This window comes from Thiocystis violacea, assembly GCF_016583575.1.
Classification (GTDB): Bacteria; Pseudomonadota; Gammaproteobacteria; order Chromatiales; family Chromatiaceae; genus Thiocystis; species Thiocystis violacea.
Genome location: NZ_NRRG01000011.1, coordinates 31,324 through 48,057, shown reverse-complemented (window position 1 = coordinate 48,057; position 16,734 = coordinate 31,324). Strand labels below are relative to the sequence as shown.

General features: G+C 64.5%; 15 protein-coding genes. 7 read left to right on the top strand and 8 right to left on the bottom strand.

The window, feature by feature from the left end:
* Nucleotides 1-283 precede the first annotated feature (283 nt).
* The 5 genes from CKO27_RS07640 to CKO27_RS07620 all read left to right on the top strand — a co-directional run bounded on the left by CKO27_RS07640 (nt 284) and on the right by CKO27_RS07620 (nt 4,286).
* The gene (locus CKO27_RS07640; protein WP_200374284.1) at nt 284-754 is read left to right on the top strand and encodes a type IV pilin protein; all 471 of its coding nucleotides are present in this window, start codon (nt 284-286) and stop codon (nt 752-754) included.
* A gap of 17 nt (nt 755-771) precedes the next feature.
* A complete protein-coding gene (locus CKO27_RS07635) occupies nt 772-1,296 on the top strand; it encodes a GspH/FimT family pseudopilin (protein ID WP_242470787.1) in 525 nt (174 codons plus the stop codon).
* On the top strand, nt 1,277-2,350 hold the full coding sequence (locus CKO27_RS07630) for a PilW family protein (RefSeq protein ID WP_420825821.1): 1,074 nt from the start codon (nt 1,277-1,279) through the stop codon (nt 2,348-2,350). Before CKO27_RS07635 ends, CKO27_RS07630 begins: the two co-directional genes overlap by 20 nt.
* 62 nt (nt 2,351-2,412) lie before the next feature.
* A complete protein-coding gene (locus tag CKO27_RS07625; RefSeq protein ID WP_242470786.1) occupies nt 2,413-3,543 on the top strand; it encodes a hypothetical protein in 1,131 nt (376 codons plus the stop codon).
* Nucleotides 3,540-4,286, top strand: coding sequence for a type IV pilus modification PilV family protein (locus tag CKO27_RS07620; RefSeq protein ID WP_200374281.1), 747 nt, complete (start codon nt 3,540-3,542; stop codon nt 4,284-4,286). The genes CKO27_RS07625 and CKO27_RS07620 overlap by 4 nt, the downstream gene beginning before the upstream one ends.
* Before the next feature lie 43 nt (nt 4,287-4,329).
* Here CKO27_RS07620 and parC read toward each other — a convergent pair whose 3' ends face one another.
* The 4 genes from parC to CKO27_RS07600 form a co-directional block, all read right to left on the bottom strand.
* Nucleotides 4,330-6,579 (bottom strand): DNA topoisomerase IV subunit A, encoded by a 2,250-nt coding sequence (gene parC / locus CKO27_RS07615; RefSeq protein WP_200374280.1) that lies wholly within the window; start codon nt 6,577-6,579, stop codon nt 4,330-4,332.
* A gap of 858 nt (nt 6,580-7,437) precedes the next feature.
* Nucleotides 7,438-8,043 carry an RES family NAD+ phosphorylase gene (locus CKO27_RS07610; protein WP_200374279.1) on the bottom strand — a complete coding sequence of 202 codons (606 nt, stop codon included), beginning with the start codon at nt 8,041-8,043 and terminating at the stop codon, nt 7,438-7,440.
* Nucleotides 8,040-10,814 carry an N-6 DNA methylase gene (locus CKO27_RS07605; protein WP_200374278.1) on the bottom strand — a complete coding sequence of 925 codons (2,775 nt, stop codon included), beginning with the start codon at nt 10,812-10,814 and terminating at the stop codon, nt 8,040-8,042. The genes CKO27_RS07610 and CKO27_RS07605 overlap by 4 nt, the downstream gene beginning before the upstream one ends.
* The gene (locus tag CKO27_RS07600) at nt 10,811-11,260 is read right to left on the bottom strand and encodes a MerR family transcriptional regulator (RefSeq protein ID WP_200374277.1); all 450 of its coding nucleotides are present in this window, start codon (nt 11,258-11,260) and stop codon (nt 10,811-10,813) included. Before CKO27_RS07600 ends, CKO27_RS07605 begins: the two co-directional genes overlap by 4 nt.
* Nucleotides 11,261-11,370: 110 nt before the next feature.
* On the opposite strand from CKO27_RS07600, the gene CKO27_RS07595 reads away from it, so the two are divergent.
* Nucleotides 11,371-11,616 carry an STAS/SEC14 domain-containing protein gene (locus tag CKO27_RS07595; protein WP_200374276.1) on the top strand — a complete coding sequence of 82 codons (246 nt, stop codon included), beginning with the start codon at nt 11,371-11,373 and terminating at the stop codon, nt 11,614-11,616.
* Between the two features lie 13 nt (nt 11,617-11,629).
* On the opposite strand, the gene CKO27_RS07590 is transcribed toward CKO27_RS07595, so the two are convergent.
* On the bottom strand, nt 11,630-12,874 hold the full coding sequence (locus CKO27_RS07590) for a multifunctional CCA addition/repair protein (protein WP_276570138.1): 1,245 nt from the start codon (nt 12,872-12,874) through the stop codon (nt 11,630-11,632).
* Between the two features lie 100 nt (nt 12,875-12,974).
* Here CKO27_RS07590 and CKO27_RS07585 point away from each other — a divergent pair, with 100 nt between their 5' ends.
* On the top strand, nt 12,975-13,457 hold the full coding sequence (locus CKO27_RS07585) for a DUF2939 domain-containing protein (RefSeq protein ID WP_200374275.1): 483 nt from the start codon (nt 12,975-12,977) through the stop codon (nt 13,455-13,457).
* Here CKO27_RS07585 and CKO27_RS07580 read toward each other — a convergent pair.
* The 3 genes from CKO27_RS07580 to CKO27_RS07570 form a co-directional block, all read right to left on the bottom strand.
* A complete protein-coding gene (locus CKO27_RS07580; protein ID WP_200374274.1) occupies nt 13,447-14,094 on the bottom strand; it encodes a WHG domain-containing protein in 648 nt (215 codons plus the stop codon). The genes CKO27_RS07585 and CKO27_RS07580 overlap by 11 nt on opposite strands.
* A gap of 53 nt (nt 14,095-14,147) precedes the next feature.
* Nucleotides 14,148-15,527, bottom strand: a complete 1,380-nt coding sequence (locus CKO27_RS07575) for a hypothetical protein (protein WP_200374273.1) — start codon at nt 15,525-15,527, stop codon at nt 14,148-14,150.
* Between the two features lie 311 nt (nt 15,528-15,838).
* Nucleotides 15,839-16,444 carry a class I SAM-dependent methyltransferase gene (locus tag CKO27_RS07570; RefSeq protein ID WP_200374272.1) on the bottom strand — a complete coding sequence of 202 codons (606 nt, stop codon included), beginning with the start codon at nt 16,442-16,444 and terminating at the stop codon, nt 15,839-15,841.
* Nucleotides 16,445-16,734 lie beyond the last annotated feature (290 nt).

Sequence of the window (16,734 nt, the reverse complement as noted above, 5' to 3'; positions counted from 1 at the left end):
CCGGTGCCGCTCGCTCGACGGCGGGCATAAAGAACACGAAAAGAGAAATGCAGACACAGGGCTGGACAGAGCATCCAGGATCGGTTATCAAGCCAACTCACACACGAATCATTGACAAATGACGCGCGTCATAGCTGCGTACGGCCGGAAGAGATTGGCGAATTCACTTGATCGGATTCAAATCGTTTCGCCTATGGGCATTCCGATGTTTCCGTGTGACGACTGTTGCGAGCATCATGAAATCACTTTTCGTGCCTACCAAAGCCATTCACGAAACGCACGAATGAACACGATCAAGCGCCATCGTCGCCTCGATCCGGTTCCACGCCACGGCGGGGGATTCACCTTGATCGAGGTGCTGGTCGCCTTGTCCATCGTCGCGATCCTCGCGGCCCTGGCCCTGCCGTCGTTCCAGCAGCAGATCCGGCAGGCGCGCCGCGCCGACGGCCAGACGGCGTTGATGAAGCTGGCCATCGCGCAGGAGAAATTCCGCGCCAACTGTTCCAGCTACGCCGTCGGGATCGATGGCACGCGACGCTGCGATCCGGTATCCGCGTCCACCAACAGACTCGGCCTGAGCGCGCTCAGCCAGGATGGGCACTATGCCTTGCGGTTGTCGGAGGTCGATGCGTCCGGGTTCCTGGCGCACGCGGAACCGCTCGGCGATCAGACCAGGGACCAGGCGCGGGGCGTCCCCTGCCACCCTCTGACGATCGACCAGGACGGTCAACGGGAGCCTCGGGAATGCTGGTGAGAAGACCGGAATCGTTCATGCCGCCCACCGGACCGCGTCCGGCCAAGGGCCTCACCCTACTCGAATTGATCGTCGCGATCGCCATCCTGGCGCTGCTGCTCGCCGTCGCCGTCCCCTCCATGGGAACGATGATCGCGCGCAATCGGCTCAAGGCCGCGGCGCACGCGGTCGCGGAGGATCTTCAGTGGACCCGCTCGGAGGCCATCAAGCGCAACCGCGTCCTCCAGTTCAGTCTCGATCTCGATCACTGGTGCTATGGCGTCGATGAGCCAGGCGCGCTCTGCGACTGCCGCGCTCCGTCCGGAGCCGCCCGCGCCTGTTCGCTCAAGCGTGTCTCGGGCGTGGATTTCCCCGGCGTGCGGCTGGACGCGACCTTTACCGCCACCCGCTTCGAGCCACGCCGCGCCACCGCGCTCAATGGAAGCCTGGCCCTGACCTCCAGCCAGGGCTCGGCGATCCGGGTGGTGCTGTCGCGGCTCGGTCGGGTGCGTCTCTGCACCTCATCGGGCGATCTCCCAGGCTATGACTCCTGTGGCGACTGAGACGCCGAGGCCTCGCCGCCGCCAGTCCGGGGTGACGCTCACCGGGCTGATGGTTGGACTGGCCGTCGGCACGCTGGTGCTCTCCGCCTCGCTGCAGACCTATCTCATGATCTCGGAAGGCGCTCGCGACACCCTGATGAACGCACGCCTCGACCAGGAACTGCGCGCCGCGCTGGACCTGATGCGAACCGACATCCGCCGGGCCGGCTACTGGGACTTCCTGGACCTCGATCAGCAAGGCGACGCCAACGCGGACGGCCGCTTCGACTGGACCGACCTGGGGACGGACGAGCAAGGAGCGGGAAATTTCGACACGAACGCCGACGGCAGGACCGACGCACTGGATCTGGCGCCAATCCACAACCCCTTTCAAGGTCGCCACGGCGCGATCAACAACGACCTCTGCGTGGACACGGCCGGCGCCACCGGGGACTGCGCCGCCTCGGTCTGTACCGTCCACCACGCCTCGGGGGATTGCCTGTCGCATCTTCAGGTGGGGAGTTGTCTGACCTATGGCCATGATCTGGATTCCGATGGCCGCGTCGGGATCCGGGCCTGCGACAAGAACGCGAGCGAGCCGGACTGCCCGCGGCCCGAGGCCGCGCCCTTCGCGGCCTCGAACCAGGAGCCCTATGCCTGGCGCGCCTGGTACCCACCGACAGCGGCCAAAGCCACCCGCTCGATCGAGATGGAGATGTTCGGCTTTCGTTATCGCCGGGGCGGCATCGACATGCGCGTGGGGCGCCTGGGGCCGGATGACGTCACCTTCGGCTGCGACACCGGACGCTGGGAGCGCATCACCAGCCCGGACATCGAGATCACGGAGCTGCGCTTCGCCTTAACCTCCGTGACCCGCAATGCCAACCCCGACAAATCGAGAACGGACCCCTGCCAGCCAGAGGATCTCTGCCAGCACATCCGTTCCGTCACGATCGATCTCGCCGGCCGGCTCGTCGGTGAGGCCACAAGCACCCGCGAGCTCTCGACGAGCGTCGCCGTGCGTAACGATCGTTATGTCCTGACCCCTGCCCCCCTGGCCGCACCGACACCATGACCGCACCGGGCAAGACCATGACGCCTGGCCGACCGCCTCCAGGTTCTCGCGAGAAGGGTTCCATGACCCTGCTCTTCGGCCTGCTCCTGCTGATGGGCGCGGGGATTCTCGCCTTCAGCGCCGGGCGCACCGGGATCGTCGAGCAACGCATCGCCACCAACGAGCAGGAGGCGACCGGGGTCCAGCAGGCCGCGCAAGCGGGGCTGGATTACGCCCTGGCCTGGCTGGCGGAACGGGTCTGGACGCCGGACGGCGAGCCGCTCGCGGCTCCCGATGTGATCGGGACGAATGGCCAGACGTTCAGGATCGATCTCGCGCTCGCGCAACGCGCCAATGCCATCTGTGTCCGTTCGCGCGCGAGCGCGGTCCATGACCCCGGCATCACGGCCGTCGCCTGGGAGTGTTTCATTCAGACCGGGCTGTTCGACACCGCGCTGGAAACGACCATGCCCGCGCCTCTGGTACTCGCCGGCTGCATGAGCGAGCCAACCGCGTCCATCGAGCTGTTCCTCCTGGACGAAACCGCGAGCGCGGCGCGAACCGGCGCCGACACCGCCTGCCTCCCGCGCGGGAGCATCGAGGTCTCCACCTGGCAGGATCACAACCTCGATCGCGTCCTGAGCCCGGACGAGAAGGGTTCCAGCGGCGCCTTTCGACGCGCTCGTTTCGACGGCTGTCCTGGAACGCACTGCGCCTGGGAGCAGGTCTTCGCCATGCCGCTCGATGAGACGAAGCAACACGCGGAGAATGCCGGTCACGTCTTCACCGACAGCATTCCCTGTGGCTCCAGCCAGGCACCCGGGATCTATCTGATCCGCGCGACGGGCGCGATCGACTCCACGAACATCGTGGATAGCTGCCTGGGCGAGGACGGCGTCGACAGCCGAACGATCGGCGCGCCCAGCCAGCCGATCCTCCTGATCGTCCCGAGCGACAGCGGCTGTCCGTCCTTCGATCGGGATATCCAGATCCACGGCATCGTCTATTTCGAATCCCCCACGGCCTGCGCCGGTCAGGGCTGGGGTGGGGCGAGGATCCAAGGCGCCGTGATCTGGGAAGGCGATGTCCAGGCGCCCGCCGAGGGCTCCGTCTTCATCGAGACGGATCAGGGCGCCGGCAGTGCCCTGAACACCGCCTTTCGGGTCATCAACGGGGCGACCCGCGTTCCAGGCACCTGGAGGGACTGGGAATGAGCGACACCAAGATGAGACGCAAGGCCCGGCCTGGACCGGGTCGAACTCGGACCCAGCACGGATTCAGCCTGAACGAGGCGTTGATCTCGCTCACGGTACTGACCTCCGGCCTCCTGGCGCTCGCCCAGTTCCAGGGTGATCTGCACGAGAACAGACGCTCGACCAAGGCCCAGACCACGGCCGTCAACCTGGCGCTCGACAAGATCGAGGAACTCCGGGGCCAGGCCGCGATCGACTATGCCGGCCTGCGCGACGGTAGCGACACCCCGCCCGCGACGACCGGAGACGGCACGACCTTCAGCCGCCGATGGACCGTCACCTCGCATCTGGATCCGAGCTTCAAGGAGATCGCGGTCGTGGCCGAATGGCCGTCGTCGGATGGCGCCCTCCGATCCGCCGGAACCCGCGCCTTCCTCACGCCCAGCCGGCCCTTCACCGAGAATCCAAACGCGCGCGCCCAATCCCCATCCGAGCCGGAGATCGCCGAGGAGTCCGCTGACGAGGAGGCCCCGGCGAGCACGCCACCGCCGGAAGCCAGTTCTCTCCAAGAGGACGAGATCCCACGACAAACCGCGACCTGTCTATGCGTGCGTAACGGCGGTGACCAGCCGGCCGTAGCGGATGCGAGCGCCGCCGACCCCATCTGTTCGAGCGACTGCTGCGAGACGACCTGGACGAACCTGCATGATGGAGACTGCTGGCGCGAGGAATGCCCCTTCGTCGCCCAGTGCCGGTCGGGCTGAGCCAGGGACGCGCCCAGGCGGGGCCTCGCGAGACGCCCTGCGCCTAGCCGCTCGTCAAGCCATCCACCCGCTGGAAACCGCGCGGCAGGAGTTTTCCGCGCCGTCCCCGCTCGCCCTGATAGAGATCCAGGTCGGCGGGCTTGAGGGTGAAACCGCGTTTACCGGAGAGCACCGTCAGGCTGCCGCCCTCCGGAACCACCGCCACCGCCACCATCCGCTCCTCGCGCGCGCCGCCCTTGCCGGGCGGGAGACCGATGATCTTGTTGCCCTTGCCGCGTGCCATCTCGGGCAGTTCCTCGACCGGGAAAAGCAGCAGGTGGCCAGCGCTGGTGGCCGCCGCCAGCCGGGCGGAAGCGGGTTCGCCGAGCGGAACCGGGGCCAGCAGTCCCGCGCCGGCGGGCAGGGTCAGCACCGCCTTGCCGCCCTTGGGCTTGGCGATCAGATCCTCCAGACGCACGATGAAACCGTAGCCGGCGTCCGAGGCGAGCAGATAACGCGCCTCCGGGGCGTCGCCCAGCAGCGCCACGAACCGCGCGCCCTGGGGCGGATCGAGCCGGCCGGTCAGCGGCTCGCCCTGCCCGCGCGCGGATGGCAGGGTATGGGCCGGCAAGGCGTAGCTGCGCCCGGTGGAGTCCAGGAAGACGACGGTCTGGTTGCTGCGCAGCCGCGCCAGACTGAGAAAGCCGTCGCCCGAGCGGTAACTGAGCCCGGCGGCATCCACCTCATGTCCCTTGGCCGCCCGCACCCAGCCCTTCTCCGACAGGACCACGGTCACCGGCTCGCTCGGGGCCAGATCGGTCTCGTCGATGGCGGCGGCGGCGGTGCGCGCGACCAGCGGCGAGCGCCGGGCGTCGCCATACTTCTCGGCATCGGCGGTAATCTCGTCGCGGATCAGGCCCTTCAAGGCCCGCTCGTCCCCGAGGAGCACTTGCAGACCGTCGCGCTCCTCCGCCAGCTCGGCCTGCTCGGCGCGAATCTTGAATTCCTCCAGCCGCGCCAACTGACGCAGCCGGGTGTTGAGCACATAGTCGGCCTGAAGCTCGGTCAGAGCGAAGCGCGCCATGAGCACCGGCTTGGGCTCGTCCTCGGTGCGAACGATGCGGATCACCTCGTCGATATTGAGAAAGGCGATCAGCAACCCTTCGAGGAGGTGCAGGCGCTCCAGCACCTTCTCCAGCCGATGCCGCAAGCGCCGGCGCACCGTCTCGGTGCGATAGAGCAGCCACTCGACCAGGATCTCGCGCAGGTCCATGACGCGCGGGCGGCCGTTCAGACCGATCACGTTCATGTTGACCCGATAGCTGCGCTCCAGGTCGGTGGTGGCGAACAGATGCGACATGAGACGCTCGGTATCGACCCGATTGGAACGCGGGACGATCACCAGACGGGTCGGAAACTCATGGTCGGACTCGTCGCGGAAGTCCTCGATCATGGGCAGCTTCTTGGCGTTGAACTGCGCCGCGATCTGTTCCAGCACCCGACTGCCCGAGACCTGATAGGGCAGCGCGGTGATGACGATGTCGCCCCGCTCCAGCTCATAGCGGGCGCGCTGTTTCACGCCGCCGTTGCCGGTGCGGTAGAGCTTCAGCAACTCATCCGGCGCGGTCACGATCTCGCCTGCGGTCGGGAAGTCCGGTCCGGGAATGAAGCGGACCAGTTCCTCCAGGGTCGCCTCGGGATGCTTCAGAAGATGGATGCAGGCGCGCGCCACCTCGCGCAGATTGTGCGGGAGGATGTCGGTCGCCATGCCCACCGCGATACCGGTCGCGCCGTTGAGCAGCAGATTAGGCAGACGGGCCGGAAGCAGCCGGGGCTCCTCCAGGGTGCCGTCGAAATTGGGCTGCCAATCCACCGTCCCCTGATCCACTTCGCCGAGCAGCAGCTCGGCATAGGGCGTCAGGCGCGACTCGGTATAGCGCATGGCGGCGAAGGACTTGGGATCGTCCGGCGAACCCCAGTTGCCCTGCCCGTCCACCAGCGGATAGCGATAGCTGAAGGGCTGCGCCATCAGCACCATGGCCTCGTAACAGGCCGAGTCCCCGTGCGGATGGAACTTGCCCAGCACGTCGCCGACGGTGCGCGCGGACTTCTTGAACTTGGCGGTCGCCGCCAGCCCCAGCTCCGACATGGCGTAGAGGATGCGCCGCTGCACCGGCTTGAGCCCATCGCCCACATGCGGCAGCGCGCGATCGAGGATGACGTACATGGAATAGTCCAGGTACGCCTTCTCGGTGAAATCCTTCAGGGGGCGTCGTTCCAGGCCCTCGGCGTTATAGATGGGGGTGTCCGACATCGGCGATCTTGGTCCAGTCACTCAGGGGAGGCGCATGATGCGACAGGGCGGGCGCAAGGACAAACCCGGATGCGGACGCGGACAGGCTCAAGGTGATGCGGATCCATGGGCGAACCGGCGCCGGCTAGCGATAGCGGCGGATCTGGACGCGGAGGAATGGGCCGCGTTCGTGGAGCGGACGCGGTTCCGCGAGGGGATGACGCCGCTCACTCCCGACCGAGCTTGATCGGGGCGATGAGGAGCAAGACATGGAAGCGATGGAATGGTCGCGGCGAATTAGATAACGCATCGGAGCGGAGCGGAACGACTGTCACGACCAAATGACGGCCGTATCTGGACGACGCCCCGCCCCTGACCGATCGGGAACTCGAGTTGCCGAAGCTGTTCAGCGGCCCAATGCCAAGGGACAGCGTCTGGTTCCGGGGTGGGGTGGCCAAGGATCTCCGTGAGATACCGCAGCTGGCGGCCGGCGAGATCCTCCGGGGCCAATGAGAGACCCGTACCGGAGACGACGTTCGGTTGTATCTCCGGCCCTGGACAGGGCACGAGTTTAGAGGTCATGTTCGGCTAGGGATATGGCAGTTCCTGCTACTGGCCACTCCGGCGCCAGCGCCGGGATCGTCTCAGTTCCGGTCACCGGGACTGGCGGATAGAGCGTCTCCTTGAATCGTGTTTCCAGACACTGAAACCTGGGCTCCGACAGGTTGGGTTGCCGTAAATCGGATGCCTGCGGCGAGATCGGTGCTGCAGCCGACGCCAATCCCTGAGAGTTCGAGGACAGGCCGGGCGAAGCACAGCCCCGATTACTTGCTGTCCCTGATCTGCAGCCGTGGAATCCCCAGGATCACCAAGGCCGCTTCAATCGTCTGGCAGCAGTCCAACTTGATACAGGTCCATGAGTTCGTAGAACCAGGCTTGATCGCGGAGATTCTCTGCCCGCACTGACGTTGAGAACGCATCGATCGCCCGGTCGAAGACCGCGACACAAAGTTGCTCGTCGTCGTGGCGCGAAGCGTAAAGAATCCCGTCGACCCGGTCAGGATGAGCATGCAGTGCCCTTGACCACTCCTGGGGTGTCTCGTAAGAGGGTGAGGAGCACAGCGTTGCGGTTGCGCCGATCGGAGCAAGACCATACCCACGGAATCTCACCGCGCGAAACGGGCGATGCAGATTCAGAACGGCGCAAGCCTTCGAGTCCACGAAAGACTCGGAAATGGCGGTGCTCCCCACATTCCTCAGGAAGGTCTCGGCGAAGGCGCCACGACGCTCGATGGCCACGTACATGACTCCGAAGGTTCCGTCCCCCGCATTGAAACGGCCACCTGAGGCGCAATCGAAAAAGAAGGGATCAAACCGCTTGTCATGAAATCGATAGAGCTGCGTTTCGGTCGGCAGAACATGGACGGGCAGTCGTCTCTGATTGAGGTCCGGCGGGGGGCGTGGAACCCCATCGTCATCGATCATGCTGCGGATTGCTCGCCGACCTGGCGTGCCGCTGCCACGACGCGACCGATTTCGCCAGCCTTCAGACAGTCGATCGGACGCCTGCCCCCCAATCGTAGATCCGGGTTGACCAGATAGTTGAGTCGAGCCCAGGGGTTCGTATCGGGGAAGGCGGCAAGCGTTTCGATCAGGCCATCAAGCACCGCCCCTTCTCGGAACTGGATCGATGGAAAGACAGGCTCCCTCTCGTTAGGCAGCGCGAGCAGAGCGCCCGCTTCGGTGAGTCGCTGTATCTCATCGACCGTGCCTCCCAGCAGGCGAGCGACGTCCTGGGCGCTCAGCGCCTCGCCCCCCGTCGCAAGATCAGCCATCATCTGCCGTCGTCCGCGCGCCAATGCGCGTTCCCTGCCCGCGCGTACCGGATCGACCGCTGGAACCGGATCCCAACCTGAAAAGCGATGGTCTACGGGCCGTCTTTGCCCGGCGAAATAGTCGAACAGGAGCCGGCGTAGGTCGTTTCCGAGCCCATAGCCAGCCAGCACCAGTTCGTCGATGCAGCGAAGCTTTGCTTCGAGCTGAGTCTCGTCGACTAAGACGCCGGAGTCCCAATCATTCAATGCGGCTCGATAGTCGGCAACCGCCTGAAGCACTTCGGCCTCGTTCAAGTATGCGGGCATCGGTAGATCCTTCAGCATCTCGTTAGTCAGATGCTGCCCGGATGTTCGCTCAGACACGTAGGCGTTGGCGATCGGTGAGTTGAGGATCGCGGCCAATGCATCAGGAGCGATGGTCCCGGCGCGCGGCCAGATGCCGAAGAATTGCTGAGAGGCGGCTAGACCGCTCGCATCCGCAGCGGCGGAGATTCGCCAGCGCCCCCGAGAAATTCGTTGGGCGTTGGCCAGTGCCTTTGGCTTGTTCCAGGGCCGGCTCGGCGGACCGGCGCGCCTGAGCGATTCGGGGTTGAAGTTCAGCCAGCGTTCCAAGGGTAGCAGTCGATAGGGCCGCAGAGACTCCCTGGGGCGAAAAATCCCAGATCGAAAGCCCTCCCGTGCGCTTTCGCTGATGCCTTCGCTCTGATGCCACCATTGAAGCCCTCGGTGGACATCCGCCTGGTCGCGGAGGCGAGTTGAAGACGCCAAGGCATCCCAGAGTACGTCGAGCGCACCAACCCAAAGATCGGCGCTACCAGCGGGCCGGACGCCGATCCGTGGCTCGACTAAAGACACGTCATCCTGCGCGTGCCTCCCATTGGACGGCGCAAGCGTGCCGACCAGGACACGTGTTGCGTCGATCGATGCCATTCGCCTTGGCTCTTTGGCGATCACCAGCGCCGCCTCGAATTGGGCGTGACCGAAGGTGCCCTCCGGCAGCGACATCAGCTCCACGGACCGATACCTGCTCGAAAGCCTCGAGCGAAGATCCCCGAATTGCTTCTGACGCAGCAGGCCATGGGGCATGACGAAGGCCAGTGCCTCGGGAGCCGCCTCCAGCGCGCGAGCCAATGCGAACTGGGCCTTGGAGTACGACGATCTCACCGTTGCCGGATACCTGCTGCGTTCCAGATGGGTGAAGGTTTCGAACGGCGGATTGCACAAAACCACCGTGGCGCCCTTCATGCCCTTCTCCAGCACGCCCTCGGCGAAGAGGTCGTCGGTCCTGACCCGCCAGCCGTTCTGTGCAGGATAATCCGCCAGGATCAGAGACAGGACAGCCACCTCGCAGGCGAAGGCATCGACCTCGCCCCCCGACACCCGAGCGGTCAGAAATTCGTGCCTCGTTTCCGGAGACCAATCGGTCGGGAGAAGGTCGTGTAGTTGACGCACGGCGGAAAGCAGAAAGGCGGCCGCCCCAGCGAACGGCTCGTAGATACGCAGTGTTTTCAAGTCGAACCGGCCAAGATCGAGCCGACTCAAGGCGAAGTCGGCGATGCGTCGGGGCGTGCCGTGAGTGCCGAAACGTTTCCGGCTGTCCGAGGTGACGAGGGTATTCTCGTAGACAAAAGCCAGGGAGTCGGCCGAGATGTTGCGCAGACTGACCGAGTTGAGCAGGATCCCCCAAGCGGTCTCCAGCCTCTGCTGTCCGAGCGGATCCCAGGTCGTGCGCGAGTCGTCGAGACGATAGTAACCGGCAATCCCCTGCAAGACCGCACCGACATCGAGCGACGCCCAATCCAGGGCGATGGCATGCTCGCGATCTCTAAGAATCTTCGCCGCCAGCAAGCGGAAAGTCGCCCGGAAGGCCGCGTCTTCGCCCGCCGGATCGGGCGTGTCGCCGAGCAGGATCCGCAGCACTTCTCTGAGCACTGCGTCGAGCTTGGACTGGACTTCATGCTCGATTGCAGGCATGAGGCCAAGGTCAACGAAATCCATCTGTCGGGGCAGCGACGAAATCGTCGACTTTGCCCGGTGCAGGGCCTGCGGGTTCCAGCGATCAGCATGGCTGCCGAACCAGGCATCCAGGGTATCTAACCCCACCGTCTCGATGCAGACCGGTGCCCCGGATGCGGCAACCCGCCATACATTGACGGAACTGGCGCCGATCGACAGAAACAGCGGAGCCCCCAAGGCACGCCTTGCCGCAATCGCCTCGCTGGGGTCTCCGTCCTGCTCATGCACCACGCCGAAGGCGGCCGAACGGTAAGACGCCGGGATCTGTGTAAATGCGGCGAGCGCGACCGCACATTCCCCGGAATCGTGGGATAAGACGTCGGCATAGCGGTAATTGTGATGCAGCGTCTCGGGGCGGTAACCGATCGCCCGCAAACCCCGCTCGATGGCCCGCAGGGCGCTCATTTCACCTCCAACGCAGCAAAGAGCGGGAGTTGCCTCATGTCCTCGTGCGGGGCAAAGGCCGCGGCAAGGATTTCAAGGTGCGGGTCCAGTCGAAGCACGACGACATCCTGATCAATCGGTGGATGTTCCCCTGGGCGCAGGATCGTCCATTCGCCGTCGGGAAAACACGCCAGGCTACAGCCGAGTAGGCCGAGAAACGACGTTGCCGCCAGCCGATGACGCAAACCTTCCAGCAGAGAACGATGTGCCTCGAGCTCCATGTGGAAGGACTTACGCATGGTGACGGCGAGCCGGAGGGCGAGGACGGTTTGCCAGCCGTAGAGCGCGAGGGTACCCGGGCCGGACGGTTGAACGTCCGGTTTCAGAAGGCCACGGCGGGAGGTCCACTCGCGGAGCTGATCCGCGCTGAGGCCGGTGAGGCGGAGGACGTCTTTGGTCTGGATCACTGGGAGCCTCGATCGAAGGGTGTAGTGCCCAGTCAAATTCTATGGCAAGCGGGTATAGTACCCGCTCTCGGGCTCCAAGCGTAGACCATCAGACAGGTTTTCGCTCGTGCGTGTCGAATGGGAATTTGCTCGCGCACTTCGAGGACTTCCACGACTGGGATCCGCACGCCGCCTGGGATGATCTCAAAGTCGCGGTCGAACACGATGCCGACTTCGAGCGGATCGCCCTGGTCGGCGACCGGACCTGGGAGCAATGGATGGCCCGCTTGTGCAAGCCGTTGACCAAGGCGGCGGTGAAGTATTTCGATCAGGAGGACGCCGATGCCGCCCGGCGCTGGTTACAGGAAACCGACTGAGCACGGCCGGCGGCTAGAGTAGATCGGGCCGCGCCTGCTTGATGGCGGCGATCCGCGCGCTCCGGATCCGCTCGGGGATCAGACGCGGCTCGCTCGCCGCGCGGGCGATTGCCCCGACATCCAGCGCGGCGGCGGCCTCCAGCAGTCGACCCAGGATCCGGGCCTGCGGGTAGTCGCGCTCCGCGTAGCCGGTGCGTCCGCGATAGTCGGCCTCGCAGGCGGTCAACAGTTGGCGGAAACGCTCGGGACGGCGAAAGGCGTCGCTCCTGTCGAGCAGATCGAGGATGGTCCCGGCTCGCAGTTCCTCGACCTTATGGACCAGACCGTGACAGGCCGCTGTGACCCGCGCCAGCTCGCGGCAGCGGTTGGGGATGCGCAGGCGGTCGCAGACGCCGTCGATCAGCGCCAGGCCACGCTCCTCGTGACCGTGATGGCTGGGCAGGATGTCTTCCGGCGTGTTTCCCTTGCCCAGGTCGTGACAGAGCGCGGCGAAGCGGACCTCCAGGTCGGGCGAGAGTCGCGCGGCCATGTCGAGCACCAGCATCACATGCACGCCGGTATCGATCTCGGGATGCCATTTCTCCGGTTGAGGAACGCCCCAGAGACGGTCGATCTCGGGCAGCAGCCGGGCCAGCGCGCCGCACTCGCGCAGCACCTCGAAGAAGCGCGAGGGCCGATCCTCGCCGAGCGCGCGGGCCATCTCCTGCCAGACGCGATCCGGGACCAGGGCGTCGACCTCGCCGGCGGCGACCATGGCGCGCGTCAATTCGAGGGTCTCGTCGGCGATCCGAAAGCCCAGGTCGGCGAAGCGCGCGGCGAAGCGGGCGAGCCGCAGGATGCGCACCGGATCCTCGGCGAAGGCCGGCGAGACATGCCGCAGCACCCGCGCCTGGAGATCCGCCAGTCCGCCGTAGGGGTCGATCAGTTCGCCGCGCTGGTCCTCGGCCAGGGCGTTGACGGTGAGATCGCGGCGCAGCAGATCCTGCTCCAGGGTCACCCCCGGATCGGCATGGACCGCGAAGCCGTGATAGCCGGGCGCGGTCTTGCGCTCGGTGCGGGCGAGCGCGTACTCGTCCTTGGTCTCGGGATGCAGGAACACCGGGAAATCCTTACCGACCTGCTGGAAGCCGCGATTCAGCAATTCGTCGACGCTGGCCCCGACCACTACATAGTCGCGCTCGCGCACCGCCCGGCCGAGCAGGCGGTCACGCACCGCCCCGCCGACCAGATAGGTTCGCAGCCCTTCGGTCGCGCTCATGTCCGGTCCTCGCAGGCCGACGCCCGGCGGCGATTCAGGGTTGGGTTCGGGTTAGAATTCAAGCCTGGCCCCCTCACTCATGGAACTCGGGACGACGCTCATGCGGTTCATCGGCTATTTTCTCCTGTTGGCGCTCATCGGCTATGGCCTCTGGCCCTATTCCAGCGTCTATCGGTTGGACGAGGCCATCAATCAAGAGGACACCAGCCAACTGGCCGGGATGGTGGATCTATCCGCCATCCGCGCCAATTACAAGCAGCGGCTCGCCGCCGGCGTGAGCGGCGTCCTGCCCGCCGACGATCCCGAGAGCGTGATGGGCTGGATCCGTCAGAACCTGGCGCACCTGGGCGATTCGGCCCTGGAGCAGGCCATCACCATCGACTGGGCGCGCGAGACCTTGCGTGACTCGGTCACCCAGGCGACCGGACAAAGTCCGCCCTATCTGCTCGCGGCGATCGACTTCGCCTTCTTCGAGTCCTACGACCGCTTCCTGATCCGTATCGGAGACCTGGGCCGGGGCGCCACCCATGTCCGGCTGCGACTGGAGGGCACCCAGTGGCGGATCATCGATATCATTCCCTGAGCGAGGCTGGATCGGCTGGCCCGACGGCCGAGGCGCGAGCGGCCGTCAATCCATCGAGGTAGTAGTCGATCAGATCCTCGGCCAGGGACTCGGCGGCGGCATCGCCCCCAACCTCGAGCTTGCCGGTGATCGCCAGCACCGTCACGCCATGCACGCCACTCCAGAGCGCCTGCGCCGACCGACGCGCTTCGCGCGAGTCGAGGCCGGGAACGAGCCTGGCGAGATACCCGGCGACCAGGCTGAAGAATCCATCGATCTTTCCGACCAGGGTCGCGGGTAGCGCCGTCTCGGCCGGCAGGCCATGCTCGAAGATCAGGCGCCAGCGCGCCGGATGCCTGGCCGCGAATCCCAGGTAGGCGCGCCCCATGGCGAGCAGCGCCAGTCGCGTGTCCGTGCATTCCACCAAGGCCAGCTCGATCGCCGCCCGCAGTTCATCCAGGGTGCGCCCATTGACTTGCAGCACCAGGTCATCGCGATTGCGGAAAAGAAAATAGAGACTGCCGACGGTGTAACCGATACGGCCCGCGACGGCGCGGGTCGTCAGCCTGTCCGGTCCCTCCTCCTCCAGGAGTTGAACGGCCGCGTCCAGGGCCAGACCCGCCAGGGCCTCCTTGCTGTGCTCGCCACGCCGGCCCACTCAGACCTCCAGCCGATCGGGGATGATCGCCCCAGGCCAACCGCGTCTTGGGGTCATCGCTTGGTCACCAGATGATAATGCATCCACATACGCGCGCGCTTGTAGACGCGACCGGCCAGGAGGGCGGAGATCAGCATGCCTCGGTGCAGATGGCTCAGATCCGAGCGATGCCAGAGACCTGGCGTCCATTGCGTCTGCTTGATGTAGAGAATCACCGCCCGGCGGTCGCTCGCCGAAAAGAGTCCGCGCAGCATGCTTCGCGGCGAGGGAACGACCCGCTTGTCCACGAAGGCGCCGACACCGAAAACATCATTGTGGTTGAGCGCGGCATAGGCCTCGGCGATCTGGCGGTCGGGGCGCGCGATCAGATCGCTCCAGAGATGGCAGGCCATCTCGCGCAACTCACCGCTGCGAATCGAATGTGACTCGACATAGGGCGCCCAGTGTCGACAGGCGAAAAGGACGCCATCCTGAAAATGCCCGACCACCTCCGCGTGACGGCCGTTCTCGCTGGGCTCGGTCAGACGCGAGGCACGCGGGCGCTCATCCTCGAATCCATAGCCCATGACGCTTCCGAGCGGCGAGTTACAGAGCATTTCCATGGGCGAAACGGCATCGAGCAGATGGCTGAACAGCAGATCCCGGTTCGCGTTCGGGCCATAGGCGCGCTTGACACCATTGGGCGGCTGGGGATTGAGGAAGCGTTGCAGACCCAGGTAGTAGCCAAAAAAACGCCGACCCGGCAGCATGATGGCGAGATTGTCCTGGATAGTGCCGCGCCAGCCGATATCGACGACCCCGATCGGCCCCCGTCCCTCCGTGAGACCCTGCTCCCTGAAATAAGCCAGCGCGGCCTGGCGATCGGACGCGATCTTGTCCGACAGGATCCGAATGAACTCCGGATCCTGGAACAGGCGCTTGACCCGAGCGTCCAGCCAGGGTTGCACGATGGGCTCGTCGAGAGGAATGGTCTGTCGCGCGCACACTGGATCGAGGACGCTCGGATCGAGCCCTAATGAGCGCGTGAGCGCGAAGATCGACTGGCTGTCGTAGAGACTCCAGAGCCGCATCATTTCCTCGATGCTGGCCGAGCGCAGCGAGGGCGAGAAGGTAGCCAGACGGCTCACCTCCAAGAGACTGGAACCGGGCAGACTCTGATTGGCTAGGCGAGCGCTCGGTAGAACCGCCTGGAACACGCGCTGAAAGAACTCGCCTTCACGGGTGAAAAAGTAGAGCCGATCGACCTCGTCGACGAGGCTCCGCTCGGCGATGAAAAGCGCATAACCGACGAACAGCGGCGCGGCGCCGACACCACGACGAAAGGCCAGACCCGGCTTGGTGCCGAGTCCGTCAAAGGCCGTCGTCGCCAGGTCGAGCACCTCGCGTTCGATGTGGCGACGGAGTGATCGGCGATCTGGGAAAGAGGTCTTCAAGGTCTTAGATGATTTCCAGAAAATGTTGTACCCGCGACCCGCCCGGTCATGGATAGGATCAGCAGGATTTCGCAGGATCGACAGGATTCATAAAGCTCTGTTTGTAATCCTGTCAATCTTGAAGAATCCTGTTAATCCTGTCCCATTCCGGAACTTTCGGTCGGGTACGGACTTTCCTGGAAATCATCCTAGGCGAGCCGTCCATAGTCTCGGGAGTTGGATTGCTTTTTTCAGCAAGACCCGAGCCCGCCGCGCCCCGTCGGATACGCCACCGCATGACCGAGGAACCAAGGCATGGCGCGCTCGACGACTCAACTCCGAACCAACGCCATATCACAAAACATCCTCCTGTCCAACGCGAAGCCCAGCACTCTCCAGCCGCCGGCCTCCAATAGCTCATTGACCGCCTGCACGACGCCGTACTCCACGTCCGAGAATGGATCCGAGAGCGTATAGTCATTAAAGATCAATTGACCGCTCGGCTTGACCTTTCTCGCCGCCTGCGCGGCGTCGGCCTTGACTTCCTCGTAGGAATGACCCGCATCGATGTATATGAGATCCAGCGACTCGTCCGCATGCCCGGCGAGTAATTCCCGACTCGGCCCCACCTCGATCTCCACAAGATCCGACAGATGCGCGAATCGCGACCGGTAATAATCGAGATGGGACCGGTTACCGAAGCATTCGGCGGACGGCCTCCCCCAAACCGTCTCGTATTGATCCAAGTCGAACAGATCCAGGGCGAAAAACCTGGCGGGCCTAAGCTCGGTTATCAGAAACTCCGAGAAATCACCGAAAGCGACGCCGACCTCGGCGATGAGTCCATGGCGTGGAGCGATCGCCTTGATCATGTCATGGCGCGTGGCGAATAGCCTGGCTCCTTCGACATGTTCAGGCGACAGGGCTGGGAAGTCCATGTGCTGAAAATGCATTGACCCACCTCCTCGTGAAAACAAATGGACGTTCTAAATCCGTTAAGGTGGTTTCCGGTAAAGTCCGTACCCGATCGAACGCTCCGGAATGGGACAGGATTAACAGGATTTTTCAAGATTGACAGGATTGAAAACAGAGCCTTATAAATCCTGTCAATCCTGCGAAATCTTGTTAATCCTGTCCATGAACGGGTCGATCACGGGTGCAAGGTTTCCTGGAAATCACCTAAGGTCTCGGTCTCTGTCATTACAGCAATAAGGATTCGGATCTCACT